The 16,078-nt window shown below is 74.4% G+C and carries 16 protein-coding genes; 9 read left to right on the top strand and 7 right to left on the bottom strand.

Features of this window, described 5'->3' with window-relative positions:
* Nucleotides 1–95 precede the first annotated feature (95 nt).
* From ACFYZS_RS34505 to ACFYZS_RS34485, 5 genes are all read left to right on the top strand, one after another.
* Nucleotides 96–1,139 (top strand): cation diffusion facilitator family transporter, encoded by a 1,044-nt coding sequence (locus ACFYZS_RS34505; RefSeq protein ID WP_389021561.1) that lies wholly within the window; start codon nt 96–98, stop codon nt 1,137–1,139.
* Between the two features lie 30 nt (nt 1,140–1,169).
* Nucleotides 1,170–1,658 (top strand): NUDIX domain-containing protein, encoded by a 489-nt coding sequence (locus ACFYZS_RS34500; RefSeq protein WP_389021558.1) that lies wholly within the window; start codon nt 1,170–1,172, stop codon nt 1,656–1,658.
* A 48-nt stretch (nt 1,659–1,706) separates the two neighbouring features.
* Nucleotides 1,707–2,963, top strand: coding sequence for a Tm-1-like ATP-binding domain-containing protein (locus ACFYZS_RS34495; protein ID WP_389021555.1), 1,257 nt, complete (start codon nt 1,707–1,709; stop codon nt 2,961–2,963).
* A 191-nt stretch (nt 2,964–3,154) separates the two neighbouring features.
* On the top strand, nt 3,155–4,771 hold the full coding sequence (locus ACFYZS_RS34490) for a serine/threonine-protein kinase (protein WP_389021552.1): 1,617 nt from the start codon (nt 3,155–3,157) through the stop codon (nt 4,769–4,771).
* On the top strand, nt 4,768–5,385 hold the full coding sequence (locus tag ACFYZS_RS34485) for a hypothetical protein (RefSeq protein WP_389021549.1): 618 nt from the start codon (nt 4,768–4,770) through the stop codon (nt 5,383–5,385). Before ACFYZS_RS34490 ends, ACFYZS_RS34485 begins: the two co-directional genes overlap by 4 nt.
* A gap of 312 nt (nt 5,386–5,697) precedes the next feature.
* On the opposite strand, the gene ACFYZS_RS34480 is transcribed toward ACFYZS_RS34485, so the two are convergent.
* The gene (locus ACFYZS_RS34480; protein WP_389021546.1) at nt 5,698–6,987 is read right to left on the bottom strand and encodes an ATP-binding protein; all 1,290 of its coding nucleotides are present in this window, start codon (nt 6,985–6,987) and stop codon (nt 5,698–5,700) included.
* Nucleotides 6,988–7,147: 160 nt separating this feature from the next.
* Between ACFYZS_RS34480 and ACFYZS_RS34475 the strand changes: the two genes are divergently transcribed.
* Complete coding sequence (locus tag ACFYZS_RS34475) at nt 7,148–8,605, top strand: hypothetical protein (RefSeq protein WP_389021543.1); 1,458 nt, start codon at nt 7,148–7,150, stop codon at nt 8,603–8,605.
* 34 nt (nt 8,606–8,639) lie between these two features.
* Here the strand turns inward: ACFYZS_RS34475 and ACFYZS_RS34470 are convergent, their stop codons facing one another.
* Nucleotides 8,640–9,458: an alpha/beta hydrolase gene (locus ACFYZS_RS34470; RefSeq protein ID WP_389021540.1), complete on the bottom strand. Its 819-nt coding sequence runs from the start codon at nt 9,456–9,458 to the stop codon at nt 8,640–8,642.
* A 152-nt stretch (nt 9,459–9,610) separates the two neighbouring features.
* Here ACFYZS_RS34470 and ACFYZS_RS34465 point away from each other — a divergent pair, with 152 nt between their 5' ends.
* Entirely contained in the window at nt 9,611–10,375 is a 765-nt protein-coding gene (locus ACFYZS_RS34465) for a trypsin-like serine peptidase (protein ID WP_389021537.1), read from the top strand.
* Here ACFYZS_RS34465 and ACFYZS_RS34460 read toward each other — a convergent pair.
* From ACFYZS_RS34460 to ACFYZS_RS34450, 3 genes are read right to left on the bottom strand one after another with little or no spacing between them, the layout of a single operon-like run.
* Nucleotides 10,345–10,896 carry an NUDIX domain-containing protein gene (locus ACFYZS_RS34460; protein WP_389021534.1) on the bottom strand — a complete coding sequence of 184 codons (552 nt, stop codon included), beginning with the start codon at nt 10,894–10,896 and terminating at the stop codon, nt 10,345–10,347. The two genes, ACFYZS_RS34465 and ACFYZS_RS34460, sit on opposite strands and share 31 nt — an antisense overlap.
* Nucleotides 10,897–10,955: 59 nt before the next feature.
* A complete protein-coding gene (gene lnt, locus ACFYZS_RS34455; RefSeq protein WP_389021531.1) occupies nt 10,956–12,551 on the bottom strand; it encodes an apolipoprotein N-acyltransferase in 1,596 nt (531 codons plus the stop codon).
* Nucleotides 12,552–12,593: 42 nt separating this feature from the next.
* On the bottom strand, nt 12,594–13,109 hold the full coding sequence (locus tag ACFYZS_RS34450) for a hypothetical protein (protein ID WP_389021529.1): 516 nt from the start codon (nt 13,107–13,109) through the stop codon (nt 12,594–12,596).
* 123 nt (nt 13,110–13,232) lie between these two features.
* Here ACFYZS_RS34450 and ACFYZS_RS34445 point away from each other — a divergent pair, with 123 nt between their 5' ends.
* Together ACFYZS_RS34445 and ACFYZS_RS34440 are read left to right on the top strand one after the other, a co-directional pair.
* A complete protein-coding gene (locus ACFYZS_RS34445; RefSeq protein ID WP_389021526.1) occupies nt 13,233–13,700 on the top strand; it encodes a VOC family protein in 468 nt (155 codons plus the stop codon).
* Between the two features lie 104 nt (nt 13,701–13,804).
* Nucleotides 13,805–14,722: an ADP-ribosylglycohydrolase family protein gene (locus tag ACFYZS_RS34440; RefSeq protein ID WP_389021848.1), complete on the top strand. Its 918-nt coding sequence runs from the start codon at nt 13,805–13,807 to the stop codon at nt 14,720–14,722.
* On the opposite strand, the gene ACFYZS_RS34435 is transcribed toward ACFYZS_RS34440, so the two are convergent.
* Entirely contained in the window at nt 14,719–14,916 is a 198-nt protein-coding gene (locus tag ACFYZS_RS34435; RefSeq protein ID WP_389021524.1) for a hypothetical protein, read from the bottom strand. The two genes, ACFYZS_RS34440 and ACFYZS_RS34435, sit on opposite strands and share 4 nt — an antisense overlap.
* An 82-nt stretch (nt 14,917–14,998) precedes the next feature.
* Nucleotides 14,999–15,793 carry a glutamate racemase gene (locus tag ACFYZS_RS34430; protein ID WP_389021522.1) on the bottom strand — a complete coding sequence of 265 codons (795 nt, stop codon included), beginning with the start codon at nt 15,791–15,793 and terminating at the stop codon, nt 14,999–15,001.
* Nucleotides 15,794–16,078 lie beyond the last annotated feature (285 nt).

Below are 16,078 nucleotides of genomic sequence, written 5' to 3'. Positions count from 1 at the left end.
TATGGGTAATGACAACGGTCCCCGTTGCAGCCTTTGCCCATTGCGTCACGGTGCGCTTCACTTCACGCGTCGGAACCGAACACACGGGGGACGCCATGAGTGGGCACGACCACGCGCACGACGATCACGCGCCGCACGGCCACGCCGGCCACGCCGGCCACGATCACGGCGGGCACGGCGGGCACAGCCACGGCGTCTCCGCGGACGCCGACCGCCGCTGGCTGGCCATCGCGCTCGGCCTCATCGGCACCTTCATGGCCATCGAGGTCGTCGTCGGCATCGTGGCCCAGTCGCTGGCCCTGATCTCCGACGCCGCCCACATGCTCACCGACGCCGTCTCGATCGTCCTCGCACTGATCGCGATGCGGCTCGCGGCCCGGCCGGCGCGCGGCGGATTCACCTACGGCCTCAAGCGCGCGGAGATACTCTCCGCGCAGGCCAACGGGCTCACGCTGCTGCTGCTCGCGGTCTGGCTCGCGTACGAGGCGGTCCGGCGGCTGCTCGACCCGCCGCCCGTGGCGGGCGGGCTGGTGCTCGTGACGGCCCTCGCGGGCATCGTCGTGAACGTGGCCGCCGCGTGGTGCATCTCCAAGGCGAACCGCTCCTCGCTCGCCGTCGAAGGCGCCTACCAGCACATCCTGAACGACCTGTTCGCCTTCATCGGCACCGCCGTCGCGGGTCTGATCGTGCTCACCACGGGATTCGTCCAGGCCGACGCGATCGCCACGCTCGTGGTCGTGGTGCTGATGGTCAGGGCGGGCTACGGGCTCGTCCGCGAGTCCGGCCGGATCTTCCTGGAGGCAGCGCCGGCGCACGTGGACCCGGACGCGGTCGGCGACCGGCTCGTCGGGCACCCGCCCGTCACCGAGGTGCACGACCTGCACATCTGGACCATCACCTCCGGGCAGGCGGCGCTGTCCGCACACGTCCTGGTCGAACCGGCCGGCGACTGCCACGCCGTACGCCGCGACCTGGAGCGGCTGCTGGAGAAGGAGTACGGGATCACCCACACCACCCTCCAGGTGGACCACGTGCAGGAGGCCCTGCTCACGGTCGGGCGCCCGGGCGAGGACCCCGCCGACCCGCACTGTGCGGACGCGCACGGCCCCGTGCACCGGCAGGGCCCGCACGACCACTGAGGAGCCCGCGCGCGGGGCATACATGGACGCATGACGCAGAAGCGCAGCGCAGGACTGCTCCTGTTCCGCACGGCCGCCGGGTCCGCCGGGTCCCCGGACGAGGGCATCGAGGTCCTCCTCGGCCACATGGGCGGGCCGTTCTGGGAGCACAAGGACGACGGGTCCTGGGCCATCCCCAAGGGCGAGTACGAGGAGGACGAGGCCCCGGTCGACGCGGCCCGCCGGGAGTTCACCGAGGAGATCGGCCTGCCGCCGCCGGAGGGCCCGTACCTCCCCCTGGGCGAGCTGCGGATCCCCGGCGGCAAGCTGGTGACGATCTGGGCGGTACGGGCGGACCTGGATCCGGCGCTGATGGTGCCCGGGACCTTCACGATGGAGTGGCCTCCGCACTCGGGCCGGACACAGGAGTTCCCCGAACTGGACCGGGTGGCCTGGTTCACTCCCCCGGTGGCCAAAACCAAACTGATTCCCTCTCAAATCCCCTTCCTGGAGAGGCTGTTGGTGCTGCCGAGAGGTTGACCCGACCTTGACTTGCCAACAAACCCCACCTGCATGGACATTGCACATATGACGAACGTCGTGCTGGTGGGAACCCTGGACACCAAGGGTGTCGAGTACGGCTGGTTGCGCGAGAGGCTGCTGCGCACCGGCGTCGAAGTGATCATGGTCGACACAGGAATCATGGGCGATCCCCGGGTGCCCGCGGACGTACCGCGCGAAGCGGTGGCCCGGGCGGCGGGAACGGAACTGTCGGAACTACGCGCGGCCGCCGACCGGGGCGCGGCCGTGACGGCGATGGCCAAAGGCGCCGAGGCGACGCTGTTACGCCTGCACGCCGAGGGCCGGCTGCACGCGGTGCTCGCCATAGGCGGCAGCGGCGGCACCTCCATCGCCACCCGGGCCATGCGCGCGCTGCCGCTCGGCGTGCCGAAGCTGATGGTCTCCTCCATGGCGTCCGGGGACGTGGCCCCGTACGTCGGATCCTCGGACATCACGATGATGTACAGCGTGGTGGACATCGCGGGGATCAACAGCATCTCCGCGCCGGTCATGGCGAACGCCGTCGAGGCGGCCGCGGGGATGGCCAAGGCCTTCGAACGGGCCTCCCTGGAGCTGCACCGCCCGGCCCGCCTCGGCGCCGGCTCCCGCCCGCTGATCGCGGCGAGCATGGCGGGCGTCACCACGATCGGCGTGGACGCCGCCCGCGAGCGGCTGACCGGACTCGGCTACGAGGTCCTGGTCTTCCACGTCAGCGGCACCGGCGGCCGCACCCTGGAGACCCTGGCCGGCCAGGGCATCTTCGCGGGCGTCCTCGACCTCACGCTCAGCGAGCTCGCCGACGACCTGTGCGGCGGCATCCTCACCGCCGGCCCCGACCGGCTCAGCGCCGCCGGGCGGGCCGGGATTCCGCAGGTGGTGAGCCTGGGAGCACTGGACATGGTGAAGTTCGGCCCGCTGGAGACCCTGCCCGAACGGGCCCGGTACCGCCGGGTCCACGTACACAACCCGTCCATCACGGTGGTCCGCACGACCCCCGCCGAATGCGCGGAGCTCGGCCGCCGGGTCGCCGCCAAACTCCGCGCCGCGACCGGCCCCACCGCCGTCTGCGTCCCGCTGCGCGGACTGTCCACGCTCGGCGCCCCGGGCGGCACCTACCACGACCCGGACGCGGACCGGGCCCTGTTCTCGTCACTGCGCGAGGGGCTGCGGGGCAGTTCCGCCCGGCTCTACGACTACGACACCCACATCAACGACCCGGAATTCGGGAGGGCGGCGGCCGACCGGCTGCACACCATGATCGGCGCGGCGGCGGCCGCGGCGTGACCCCCTGAAGACCCGTGTACAGCCCCCGTAAAACCGCCCTGACCACCGTGTGAAATGCTCCGCGCGGTTGGGAACCGGCCGTGGCGGAAACCGTGTCCCTGGGTGTGGCCGCTCGGCACGAGCGGGCCGCCCGGGGCCCTGGGCCCGTGACGCGGCCGACAAGGACACGGGTACGGGACGGGGACGGGGGCATGACGATGAAGAACGCGTGGACAGTGCCCGGCTATGCGCAGGTCCGGGAGCTCGGCTCGGGCGGCAGCGGCCGCGTGGTCCTCGCCGTCCACGAGGCCACGGGCACTGCGGTCGCGGTGAAGTACCTCAGCGACCGGCTGCGCGAGGACCCCGCGTTCGTCGGGGAGTTCCGGGCCGAGGCCCGGCTGCTCGGCGGCCTGGACACCCCGTACGTGGTCCGGTTGTACGAGTACGTGGAAGCGCCCTCCGGCGCCGCCATCGTGATGGAACTGGTCGACGGGATCTCCCTGCGCGCCCTGCTCAAGCAGGCCGGGCAGGCCGATCCCGAGGCCGCGCTCGTGGTGCTGAAGGGCTCTCTGCTGGGCCTGGCCGCGGCGCACCGGGCGGGCGTGGTCCACCGCGACTACAAGCCCGAGAACGTGCTGGTCTCCGCGGACGGCTCCTCGAAGCTGGTGGACTTCGGCATCGCGGCCCGCCGCGGTACGACCCCCGGGGTGGCCGGCACCCCCGCGTACATGGCCCCCGAGCAGTGGCAGGGCCGTCCCGCCTCGCCCGCCGCCGACGTGTACGCGGCGACGGCGACCTTCTTCGAGTGCCTGACCGGACGCAAGCCGTTCGCCGGGGAGAACTTCGCGGAACTCGCCGTCCAGCACATCGAGGCGCCCGTCCCGGAGACCGAGGCCCCCGAGCCGGTCCGCCCGCTGATCCGCCGGGGTCTGGCCAAGGCCCCGGAGGAGCGGCCGGAGAACGCCGAGGAGTTCGTCTCCGAGCTGGAGGGCGTGGCGCTCGCCGCGTACGGGCCCGACTGGGAGGAGCGCGGGCAGCGCAAGCTGGCGGCGCTGGCCGCGCTGCTGCCGCTGCTGTTCCCCTCCGCGGGCGCCCCGGCCGCGGGCACCACGGCGGTGGCGACGACCACGATCGCGCAGCCCTCGCGCTGGGCCCCGGGCCGGCGCGGGCTGATCGCGGGCGGCGCGGCGCTGGTCCTCGGCGTGCTGACGGCGCTCACCTACAGCGCGGCCGGCGGGGAGGCCGGCGGGGCCGCCGCGCTGAACGCGTTCGCGACGTCGAGTGCGAGCCCCGGCGCCACGGGCCCCTCGCCCGCGCCGGGCCCGAGCGCCTCGGCGAGCCCCTCCCCGTCCGCTTCCCCCTCCCCCTCCCTCTCCCCTTCCGCGTCCGCGTCCGCGTCGCCTTCGACCGGTGCGAGCCCGAGCCACTCGCCGGTGGTGACGCCCACGGTCACGGCGCCGACCACCGCTGCGCCCACCACCACGCCGCCTTCGCCGAAGCCGACGGTGGTCGTCGGCGCGGTGTCCGTCACCATCCGCCAGACGGGAACCTCCCTCGGCCAGGCGACCGTGAGCGTCGAGGCGAAGGGCACCGCGCCGGTGACGGTGGTGCTCGAATGGTTCACGGGTGACGTGGAGGGGCGGTTGGGCAAGGCGGACGGCGCCCCGGACACCCTCACGTACCAGCCGGGCGCCGCCGCACCGCTCGTCAAGACCCACACCTTCTCGGGCGCGGGCTGCTACTGGGGCGTGCGCGCCACCACGAAGCCCGCCGCCGGCAACGGTTCCTCGACCAGCCAGGTCTTCATCAGGCGGTGCACGACCTCATGAGCGACAGCGACAGCGACGACGACTACAGCGCCACCGTTCTCGGCAGCCACTGGTTCAGCGGGCCGCAGCAGACGTCGCAGCAGACCCGGGTCCAGCCGCAGGAGGCCGTGCCCGACCGGGTCGAGGGCTCGGTGCTGCGCTTCGGGCCCGGGGTGACGGCCGCCATGCCGGCGCCGTTCCCCGTCGTGGTCGCGGAGCCGGTGCCGCGCCGTCGGCTCGGGGAGTGGCGGCGCTACAGCCTGGCCGCCGTGGTCCTGCTCGCGGTGCTCGCGTACCTGGCCTGGCAGCGGTACGGACCCGCCATCGAGGTACGGGACGTGGCGGTCGCGACCGCCGACCCCCAGGGCCCCGGCTGCGACTCGACCGCCGACGTGGTGGCCGTCGTACGGACCAACGGGCGGCCGGGGACCCTCACCTACCGGTGGATCCGCTCCGACGGCACGCGGTCGGAACAGCTCACCGAACGCGTGCCGCGCGGACGCACGGAGGCCCGGCTGCACCTGCTGTGGACCTTCCAGGGCCGGGGCACCTACGGGGCCGAGGCGAGGCTCGAGCTGGTCTCGCCCGGGCAGCGCACCGCGGCGACGCGGTTCACCTACCGCTGCGCGGGCTGACGGCGGGGCCGAGGGCCCGGCGCGGCGCGGCCCTCGGCGTCGTCCTTCCGGCCGAGGCGGCCGCCGCGGCGGTGGCCGTCCGGCCGAAGCGCCCGCGCCCCGCCCGCTGGTTGACTCGTAGGCGTTGACGAGGGCTCAGGGACGCCCTCCGGCACCCCTGCGCGTCACGTTCCAGCCGGCGAACACCCCAACCGGAGCGTGGCCGTCCCGCACGGATGCCAGTCCGCGCGGGAGGCCCGCAGCCGCTTTGGGGAGTGGCTGCGGGCCATCCTGCCGACCTGTCCGTGGCAGGCCGTTCCTTCCCCCTCGGGGTCAGAACCTGGCGTGGGCGGTGATGTCCGCCTCGAACTCACCCGTCATCGCGGGGGTCACCGTCGGCCGGCACTGCGCGACCGCCGCCAGGTAGTCCCGTGTGGAGGCGCCGAGCTGGGCCGCCGCCGCTCCGCGCGCCCCCACCGCCTCCAGGTCCCGCTCGAAGGACACCTGCGCCGCGATCCGCGCCGCGTGCTCGATGTCGGCCGGGGTGAACAGCTCGCTCGCCTCCACCAGCGCCGCCACGTCCACATCGGTGCGGCCCGCCGTGTAGCGGGACCAGATCGCGGCGCGCGCCCCGGCGTCCGGGGTGCCGATCGGGATCAGGTAGTCGAAGCGCCCGGGCCGCAGGAAGGCCGGGTCCAGCGAGCGGATGGAGTTCGTGGCGCACACCAGCAGCCGCTCGTCGCCCTCCCGGAATCCGGGGATCAGCTTCAGCAGCTCGTTGGTCACCCCGTGGATCCCGCCGGGCTGCGCGGGCTCGGTGCGTACGGGCGCGATCTCCTCGACCTCGTCGATGAAGACGAGGACCCGCTCCAGCTCGGCGATCCGGGCGAACGCGTCGCGCAGCGCGGCGGCCAGGTTCCCCTCGTCGGCGAGGCGGGAGGGCAGCAGTTCCACGAAGGGCCAGCCGAGCCGGGAGGCGATGGCCCGGGCGAAGGTGGTCTTGCCGGTGCCGGGCGGGCCGAAGAGGGTGATGGCGCGCGGCGGCCGCACCCCGTGTGCGGCGGCCCGCTCGGGCTCGGCGAGCGGGAGCACGACGCGCCGCTCGATGAGGTCCTTCTCGTGCTCCATGCCGGCGACCTTGGCCCACAGGTCGTTCGGGAGGAAGCGGCCGCCGAGGTCGTCGAGGAGGCCGGCCGCCGGTCCGTGCAGCGGTTCGGTCTTCTCGAAGTAGGCGACGGCGGGCTGGCGCGTGTACCCGGCGTTGAGCAGGCCCTCGCCGAGCAGGTCCTCCTCGGGCAGGACGTACGCGATGCGTCCCACGCGGGCGGCGATCAGCCGCCGCTCCAGTTCGACGAGCAGGGCGCTGGCCAGGCCGCGGCCGCGCCAGCCCGCCGCGATCGCGATCCGCATCACCCAGGCGCGCTCGCCGGTGACGCAGGCGAGGGCCGCGCCGATCGGGACGCCTTGGTGGACGGCGACCACGCAGGGCTGCCGGTCGGTGAGGGCGCTGATGCACTCGGCGAGCGAGAAGACGGACTCCTGGCCGAGTTCGGCCGTGGTGTCGATCAGGTGGACCACCGCGGCGAGATCGCTCTCGCGGTAGTCGTGGATGAGCCAGTTCACCGGGTACCGCCCCTCGTTCGTGCTCCTGCGGTGAGGCTAGGGGCGGGCGGGCCCGGCGATCACGTTCCGCGGTGCACAACAGCCGGTCCGGAAACCGTCCGTGTCGTCCATAGACTGGTGTCTTCCACCCGAACGCCAGACCGAGGATTCCAGCGCCTTCATGCTTTGCCACATACCCGCGGCCCGTCGCGGGCCCCTCGTCTGGCTCATCCCCTCCCTGTGGACCCTGGCACTGGGTCTGTGGGGGCTCTCCCGGCAGGACAGCGTGTGGCGGGACGAGGCGGCGACCTGGCAGGTGGCCGGGCGCTCGGCCGGCGAGATCCTGGACATGCTCGGCCATGTCGACGCCGTGCACGGGCTGTACTACCTGCTGATGCACGGGCTCTTCGAGCTCTTCGGGGCGAGTACGACGACCCTGCGACTGCCGTCGGTCCTGGCGGTGGCCGCCGCCGCGGCCTGCGTGGCCGTGATCGGGCGGCGGCTGGCCGGGTTCTGGGCGGGGCTGGGCGGCGGACTGGCGCTCGGGCTGCTGCCGGCCGTGCAGTTCCACCTCCAGGAGGGCCGCCCGTACGCGCTGGTCGCGGCCGGTGCCGGACTCTCCACGCTGGTGCTGGTCTCGCTGCTGTCCGAGGCGCCCGGGCCGAGGCGGCGGGTCTGGCCGCGCTGGACGGCGTACACGGCCGCGGTGCTGGTCTGCGCGCTGCTGAACTGGCTGTCGCTGCTGGTCCTGCCCGCCCACGCGGTGACGCTGTGGTGGGCGCGGGCCGGGCGGCGGGTGTGGCTGCGCTGGGCTGCGTACGGGGCCTGCGCAGTCGCGGGGGCGCTGCCGCTGGTGCTGTTCAGCCGGAGCCAGTCCGACCAGGTGTCCTGGATACCGCCGCTGACCTGGCACATGATGATCGGCCCGGCGATCCTGCTGGCGCTCGGCGGCATCTGCGCCCTCGCGGACCGGCCGCGCGCGGGCCGGCTGTCGGCGACGGCCGTGGGGCTTCCGCTGCTGGCGGTCCCGCAGCTCGGCCTGATCGGGATCTCCCTGGTCCAGCCGCTGTTCCTGGACCGGTACGTGCTGTTCAGCATGCTCGGTCTGGCCCTGCTGATCGGGGCGGGGCTGGGGGCGGCCGTACGGGCCGCCCGGCCCCTGTCCCCGAGGCGAGCCGGCCTGCTCGTGCCGGGCGCGATCGGGGTCTCGGTGCTGGCGCTGCTCCCCGTGGAGCTGGGCAAACGGGCTCCGGCCAGCCGGGTCGACGACGTACTGGCGGTGGCCGGGGAGGTGGCCCGGCTGGGGCGGCCCGGGGACGCGGTGCTGTTCGTACCGGCCGCCCGGCGGGACACCGCGCTGGTCTCCCCGCAGGCGTTCGCGGGGCTGGCGGACGTGGCCCTGGAGCGCAGCCCCGTGGCTTCGGCCACCCTCAAGGGCGAGGAGGCGGACCCGGCGCGGATCCGGGAGGCGCTGCTCGGGCGCTCGCGGGTGCTGCTGGTGACGGACGCGGCCAAGGTGGCGAAGCCCTCGGGGGCCGCCCGGGACGCGGCGAAGGCGGCAGTGCTGAAGGAGCGGTTCACGGTGGTGGAGGACCGGCAGGTCCGGGGCCGCCGGGTGACGGTGTACGAGCGCCGTTAGGGCGTGTCCTGCGGATCGGGCCCGGCCCGCGGTGTCACGCGGCCGCGGCCGCCCCGGTGTGGGAGTCCAACCAGGACAGCGAGGCGCGGGCCAGGTCCGGCCAGCCGTGGTCGACGATCAGGGAGTGGCCGCGGTCCTCGAAGCACTGGTATTCGGTGGTCGCGTGCGAGTGGCGGTACTGCTTGTAGGTCGAGCGGGTCAGCAGGTCCGGGACGGTGTGGTCGAGCCGGCCGGACAGCAGGAGCAGCGGGCCGCGGGTCTCGTTCCCGGTGTCCACCTCGGCCGGGGAGTGCGGGGTGAAGTTGCCGAGGGCAAGCTGGAACAGCGGCCGGGCGGTGCTCGGGATGGTCCACTCGTCGTAGAGCTCCTCGGACTCCTCCTCGGAGACGGCGTTGGCGAAGCCGTAGCGGAACTGCTCGCGGTTGAGCGAGACGGACCGGCGGGTGTTGCCCGGGTTGTGCAGGACGGCGAACGTCGACCTGGCCTGGGCCGGGGCGATCGCCTTGACGCCCTTGATCTGTCCGGGGCAGATGGCGACGGCGGCCTCGGCGAGGCCCTGGCCGAGGAGGTGCTGGGCGATGAACCCGCCGACCGAGTGCCCGACGAGGACGGGCCGCACGGGCAGGTCCCGGATCACCTTGGCGTGTGCGTCGGAGATCTCGACGAGTCCCACCCCGGCCTGGTCGTCGGGGCGGCGGCGGGCCTCGGCGACGGTGTCGGGGACTCCGGGCCACTCCGGCAGGACGGGCTCGTACCCGGCTTCCCGGAAGGCGTCGGCCCATCCCTCCCAGCTGGTGGAATGCAGCCAGAGGCCGTGGATGAACACCACGGGCGTGCGGTGCTGTGCGGTCATGGCGGGACACCTCCTGGACCCCCCTGCCGCCTCTGCCAGTCTCGCCCGCGCGGCGGACGGCCGCCTGCGGAGCCGGATTCACAGGACATTCATATGGAATACCGGGCTCCGGGCATAGCTTCGGCGGGGAGGCTCAGGGCATGATCCCGCGCATGCTTCCTCGACAGGCCCACGGCGCCCGCACCCGGCGGGCGTCCCGGATCCTGCTGGCGCTGGCCGCGATGGCCGCGCTGCTCAGCGTGGACCTGCCCGACGCGGCCGCCGTGCCGCCGCTGGGGGTCACCGCCGAGGCCGGGTCCGACCCGACGTCGAACCGGGTCGGTGCGCTGTTCGCGGGCTCCCTCGACGGCGGGCACTTCTGCACGGCGGCCGTGGTGCACAGCGACGACCGCAACGTCATCGCGACCGCCGCGCACTGCCTGGACAACCCGGACACCACCGTGTTCGCGCCGGGCTACCGCGACGGCAAGGCCCCGTACGGGACGTGGAAGCTGACGGGCGTGTCCGTCGCCCCCGGCTGGACGGACGGCAAGGACCCGGACGAGGACGTCGCCTTCGCGACGGTCGCCCCGGCGGACGGCGGCACGGCGCGCATCGAGGACGCGGTGGGCGCCTTCCCGGTGGCCACCGAGCAGCCGGAGGACGTGACGGTGACCATCCTCGGCTATCCCAGCGGCGAAGAGGCCCCGCTGCGCTGCGCGAACACCACGAGCCTGTTCTCCGAGACCCAGCGCCGGATCGACTGCCCCGACCTCAGCGGCGGCACGAGCGGCAGCCCCTGGCTGGCGGACGGCGCCCTGGCCGGCGTCCTCGGCGGCTACGAGGGCGGGGGCGCCGTCCCGGAGGTCTCGTACAGCGCGGTCATGGACGACCAGGCCCTGGAGCTCTACCGCGAGGCGGCCGTGTCCGCAGGCTGACCCTCCGCGTGGCCTTCGGGCGCCCGGCGCTGCTCCACCCGGAGCCCGGCGGGCACGGGCGCGAACCAGGTGGGGGCGTCGTGCTGTGCGCGCCGGATGCGGTCCACCGCGAAGGGCTCCAGCTCGGGCAGGGCGTCCACCTCGAACCAGGCCACCTCCAGCGACTCGCTGTCGTTGACACGGGCCTCGCCGCCGGTGGCGCGGCAGCGGAAGGTGACGTCCTGGAACTGGCAGGCGTCGCCGTTCGGGTACGTCATCGGTTCGAGCATCTCGACCAGCACCACCCGCTCCGGGACGCAGTGCACCGCCGTCTCCTCGTACACCTCGCGCACCGCCGTCTCGGCGGGCTGCTCCCCCGGCTCCGCGATCCCGCCGACCACGGCCCAGCGGCCGGTGTCGGAGCGGCGGCCGAGCAGCACCCGCCCCTCGTCGTCGAAGACGATGGCGGTCACCCCGGGCAGCAGGAGCAGCTGGTTCCCTGCGGAGGCACGGATCTGGCGGATGAACTCGGGTGTGGTCATCCCCCGAGCCTACGAGGCCCCGGCGGCGACCGCGGCGAGGCGGCCCGCCGGAACCCCGGTCAGGCGGCCGTCCGGCGGGACCGGATCCGGCGGGCGAGGGTCCAGCCGAGGCCGCCCGCGGCGACCAGGAGCAGCGCGTACTCCGGCAGCGGACCGAAGCGGGTGGCCGGCGTCTGGGTGGAGCGCAGCGGGATCTTCGCGACCAGCGCGTCGGCCGTGAACATCTTCGTCTCCCGGACGATCTCCCCGTCGGGGCGGATCACGGCGCTGACACCGCTGGTGACGGGCACGAGCACGGTCCGGCTGTGCTCGACCGCCCGGACCCGGTCCATCGCGAGCTGCTGGTACGTCATCTGCGAGCGGCCGAACGTGGCGTTGTTGCTCGGTACGGCGATCACCTGCGCGCCGTCCTGGACGGTGGAGCGCACGGCGTCGTCGAAGGCCGCCTCGAAGCAGGTCACCATGCCGACCCGGCTGCCCTCCATGGCGAAGACGCCCGGCTCCTTGCCGGGTCCGAAGTCGCGCTGCACCCGGTCCACGTCCGAGCTGAAGAGCCGGACGAACGACCGCATCGGGATGCGCTCGCCGAAGGGCTGGATCTTGCGCTTGTCGTACGTGTCGACGGGCCCCTTGACCGGATCCCACAAGATCATCGTGTTGCGCAGCGGGCCGGTCTCCGGGGCCAGTACCGAGCCGATGGCGACCGGGACGCCGATCGCCTTGACCGCGTTGTCGATGACCTCGTACGCGTCGGGCTGGGTGTACGGGTCGATGTCGGAGGAGTTCTCCGGCCAGACGACGAAGTCGGGCTTCGGGACGCGGCCGGACTTGACGTCCGCGGCGAGCTGGAGCGTGCGGTTGGCGTGGTTGTCCAGGACAGCGCGGCGCTGGGCGTTGAAGTCGAACCCGGCGCGCGGGACGTTGCCCTGGACGACGGCCGCCACCGCGGTGCCCTCCTCGGCGGCGTCCGAGACCAGCGGACGGGAGGCGAGGGCTCCGGCGAGCGGGGCGGCCACGGCGGTCGCCGCGAGCAGCGCGGCGGTGGCCCGGCGCGTGTCGGCGCCGACGCGCAGGGCCTCGTACAGCCCGAATCCGCACAGGGCCACGGCGAAGGAGAGCAGCGGGGTGCCGCCGAGGGCGGCGAGCGGGAGGAAGACGCCGTCGGCCTGACCGAAGGCGAGCTTGCCCCAGGGGAAACCGCCGAACGGGGCCCGGGCGCGCAGCGCCTCGCCGGCGATCCACACGGCCGCGCCCCACAGGGGCCAGGCGGGGAGCCTGCTGACGAGGGCGATCCCGAGGCCGGTGAGACCGATCAGGAGGGCTTCGACGGTGGCGAGGGCCAGCCACGGGACCGGGCCGACGCCCTCGCTGGTCCAGATGAGCAGCGGCAGCAGGAAGCCCAGGCCGTGCAGGAAGCCGAGGCCGAAGCCGGCGCGGGCGCGGCGGCCGCGGAGGCAGGCGCCGAGCAGGGCGAGGGCGAACGGGGCCAGCCACCACAGGGGGCGGGGCGGGAAGCTCAGGTAGAGCAGCACGCCGGAGCCGACGGCGAGGGCGGCGCGCAGCGGCCACCCCTTCCAGGCGGGTACGGCCCGGGTGGCGGGTTCCACTTCGCCGGCGGTGCCGGATCCGTGCTCTGCGGTGATGCTGCTGCTCATCTGCCGGAGTGTACGTGCCCGCCCGGGGCGGCGGGAGGACCCTCAGCGGGCAAGGGCGCGCAGGTGGGTGCGGATGACCCGGACCGCGTTCTCGGCGTCGTCCACGGTGACGGTGAACACCTTGCCGTCGCCGAGCCGCAGCTCCACGCCCTCGCCGCGGCGGACGATGACGGCGGTTCCCCTTTCGGGCCGCCAGCGGTAGCCCCAGCCGCCCCACTGCTGGGGGGTGATCCGGGGGACGAACTCCGCGGAGGCCACCTCCGCGAGCCGGATCTTGCGGCGGGGCAGCCCGATGTGGCCGCAGCGGACCTCCATCGCCTCGGCGTCGACGGTGACGGCGACGTGCACGAAGGCGAGCGTGCCGTAGAGGATCAGCAGTCCGACGGCGAGGCAGCCGATCACGGACATCAGCAGTGGGACGATTCCGGAGGTCCAGTTCGAGTCGACGGCGAGCTCGACGCCGAGCGCGAGACAGGCCGCACCGGCCGCGGCGAGCAGCCATTGCGCGCGGTTGGAGGCCCGTCCCGTCCACAGCGGACCCGGGGGGTGAACCGTCATGTGTAGCAGCGTACTCACGTTCCGCATGTGCGGCACCGCCTCTTGCCCGCCGGCTGCCGGCGCGTCGCAGGTCGTCTGCCCGTGCTTGACCTCAAGCAAACTTGAGGTCCTACGGTCGCCCGCATGACCACGCGAAGCACCACTCACGAGACCGTCCCGGAGCGCTACCGCACGGCGGTGGTACCGCACGTCATGGTCTCCGACGCGCCCGCGGCCCTCTCCTTCTACGGCCGGGCGTTCGGCGCCGTCGAGGAGTTCCGGCTCGCCCACCCCGACGGCGGCGTGCTGCACGCCGAGATCCGCGTCGCGGGGGCGGTGCTGATGCTCGGCGACGTCTCCGAAGGCCCCTTCGTCCCCCCGTCGGCGGCGGGCGGCACCTCGACGGCCCTGCACGTGTACGTACCGGACGTGGACGCGCTCGTCCGCACGGCGGTGGCGGAGGGCGCGGAACTGCTCCAGCCCCCGGCGGACCGGTTCCACGGCGACCGCACCGCCGTCCTGCGCGACCCGTTCGGCCACCTGTGGATCTTCCTGACCCACATCGAGGACGTCCCGCCGGAGGCGCTTCGGACCCGCCTGCGGGAGGCATAGGCGCGGAGGCGGAAGGCACGGACGCGGACGCGGAAGGCACGGACACGACGGCGGCGCGGTGTACTGGGCAGCGCACGCCCCGAACCGCCCCAGGAGGAACCGTGATCACTCGACTCGACCGCGCCGTGGGCGCCGTCCTCGGCTCGGCCGTCGGCGACGCCCTCGGCGCGCCCTACGAGTTCGGGCCCGCAGGGGAACTGACCGCGCGCGGTCAGGAGATGCGCGGGGGCGGTGGCTGGGATCCGGGCGAGGCGACCGACGACACGCAGATGGCCGTCCTGCTCGGCGAGTCCCTCCTGGAGCACGGCGGACTCGAACTCCCCGACGTCTTCGGACGGTTCCAGCGCTGGGCCGCAGCCGAGCCCAAGGACATCGGGCTCCAGACGGAGGACGTGCTGACCAGCGGTGAGGCCTGGGACCTCGCCGCCGCCCTGCACTTCCAGATCAACGCCCGGGCCGCGGGCAACGGTTCCCTGATGCGCGCCTCCACCTCGGCGGTCTACTTCGCCGCGGACGGACGGGAGGCGACGATGGACGCCGCCCGCCGGATCGCGGCCCTGACGCACGGCGACCGGGCGGCCTGGGAGGGTACGGCCGTACTGCACGAGCTCGTACGGGTGATGCTCGACGGGGGCGATCCCCTGGCCGCGCTCCCCGCGGTGCTCGCCGAGGTGCACCCCGCCCACCGCGAGCGGTACGGGGTCGTCCTCGCCCCCGACTGGCATCCGGGGCTGGCCACCGAGTTCAACGGGGCGGTGTGGCCCTGCCTGGGCTCGGCGGTGTGGGCGCTGCGGACGACCACCGGGTTCGCCGGGGCCGTACGGGCCGCCGTGGACCTGGGCGGGGACACCGACACGGTGGCGGCGGTCACCGGCACCCTGGCGGGTGCCCACTACGGCCAGGCGGCGATCCCGCCGGAGTGGACGGCTCCGCTGCACGTGCCGCTGCCCGGCTTCGGGGACCGGGTGCTGGACGCGGACGGCCTGCGCGAGCTCGCCCAGTCGCTGGCGGAGCGGACTTAGCGCTCGGGAGGCAGATCCGCGACGGGCGCGGCGAGCTCGCCGACGCCCTGGGCGACGGCCGCACCGAGGACGACGAGCCTCGGCTCGGGGGCACCGGCGAACGCGGGGACCCCGGTGAACGCGGGGACCCCGGTGAAGCGGTACACGTTCAGGCCTTGTGCGGTCCGGCCGTCCCGGGCCCGGGCCGCCGCCACGGTGTGGTCCCCGCAGTGGCAGCGGGTCCGCGCCGGATCGGTGCCGGCCGCGACGAGGGCCAGGTCCCGGAGGCCGGCGGGATCATCGCCCGACGGCCGCGCCCTCGCCCGCGAGCAGCCGCCCCTCGGCGTACCCGAGCGCGGCGGCGGGGAGCGCGCCCTCATGCCCGCTGAGCAGGACGGTCAGGGTTCCGCTACGGGGCAGGCCGGGCTCGGGGTGGGCGCCGAGGCGACGCAGCGCCTGTACGGCGACGGCCTCGGCGGAGCCGTGGTAGCGCAGCTCGGCGCCGCCGGTGCGCTCGGCCAGCGCGGCCCGGATGGGCGCCTCGACGAGCTCGTAGTGCGTGCAGCCGAGGACGACGTCGGTGACGTCGGCCGGGGTCAGCGCGGCGGCCGCGGCGACGGCCGCCGCGACGGCGGCGTCGTCCCCCGTCTCGACGGCGTCGGCCAGTCCCGGGCAGGGCACCTCGGTGACGCGGGCCCCGGCGGCAAAGTCTCGGATCAGCCCGCGCTGGTAGGGACTGCCGGTGGTGGCGGGAGTGGCCCAGATGGCCACGCGCCCGCCGGGGGCGGCGGCGGGCTTGATCGCCGGCACGGTCCCGATCACCGGGATACCGGGCTCGAGCTCGGCCCGGAGGGCGGGCAGGGCGTGCACGGTGGCGGTGTTGCAGGCCACGATCAACGCGTCCGGCCGGTGCCCGGCGGCGGCCCGGGCCACACCGAGGGCGCGCCCGGTCAGATCGGCGGGCGTACGGGGCCCCCAGGGCATGCCGACGGGGTCGGAGGAGAGGACCAGATCGACGTCGGGCCGCAGCCGCCGCATCGCGGCAGCCGCTGCGAGGAGGCCGATCCCGGAGTCCATGAGGGCGATCTTCACCTGGTCACCTTAATGGAAGCGACGCCTCGGGGAGCCTCGGGAGGGGTGCGGGGGCGGGTCGGGGGGGCGGGTCGGGGGGCGGGTCGGGGGGCGGATCCGGTAGCGGGGCGGGGGCGGATCCAGGAGCGGGCCGGGGGCGGCGGGGGCGGGGCGGAGGGGGCCGGGGGGCTGGGTGGGGGCTTCGGGGGGAGGGGCGGGGTCTGTCGACTCGGGGTCGGGAGGGTGTCCGGGGGCGTCCCGTCAGTCCACTGTCCTTCCGTGTCGGGTCGGTCCGTCAAGGGCGCT

Origin of the sequence: Streptomyces sp. NPDC001903, from assembly GCF_042891345.1 — a bacterium.
In the GTDB taxonomy this organism is placed as follows: Bacteria; Actinomycetota; Actinomycetes; order Streptomycetales; family Streptomycetaceae; genus Streptomyces.
This window is presented reverse-complemented; position numbering and strand designations above follow the sequence as displayed.

Coding starts and splice junctions, on each gene's coding strand:
- ACFYZS_RS34505 (WP_389021561.1), top strand. CDS start 96: ATGAGTGGGCACGACCACGCGCACGACGATCACGCGCCGCACGGCCAC.
- ACFYZS_RS34500 (WP_389021558.1), top strand. CDS start 1,170: ATGACGCAGAAGCGCAGCGCAGGACTGCTCCTGTTCCGCACGGCCGCC.
- ACFYZS_RS34495 (WP_389021555.1), top strand. CDS start 1,707: ATGACGAACGTCGTGCTGGTGGGAACCCTGGACACCAAGGGTGTCGAG.
- ACFYZS_RS34490 (WP_389021552.1), top strand. CDS start 3,155: ATGACGATGAAGAACGCGTGGACAGTGCCCGGCTATGCGCAGGTCCGG.
- ACFYZS_RS34485 (WP_389021549.1), top strand. CDS start 4,768: ATGAGCGACAGCGACAGCGACGACGACTACAGCGCCACCGTTCTCGGC.
- ACFYZS_RS34475 (WP_389021543.1), top strand. CDS start 7,148: ATGCTTTGCCACATACCCGCGGCCCGTCGCGGGCCCCTCGTCTGGCTC.
- ACFYZS_RS34470 (WP_389021540.1), bottom strand. CDS start 9,458: ATGACCGCACAGCACCGCACGCCCGTGGTGTTCATCCACGGCCTCTGG.
- ACFYZS_RS34465 (WP_389021537.1), top strand. CDS start 9,611: ATGCTTCCTCGACAGGCCCACGGCGCCCGCACCCGGCGGGCGTCCCGG.
- ACFYZS_RS34460 (WP_389021534.1), bottom strand. CDS start 10,896: ATGACCACACCCGAGTTCATCCGCCAGATCCGTGCCTCCGCAGGGAAC.
- lnt (WP_389021531.1), bottom strand. CDS start 12,551: ATGAGCAGCAGCATCACCGCAGAGCACGGATCCGGCACCGCCGGCGAA.
- ACFYZS_RS34450 (WP_389021529.1), bottom strand. CDS start 13,109: ATGACGGTTCACCCCCCGGGTCCGCTGTGGACGGGACGGGCCTCCAAC.
- ACFYZS_RS34445 (WP_389021526.1), top strand. CDS start 13,233: ATGACCACGCGAAGCACCACTCACGAGACCGTCCCGGAGCGCTACCGC.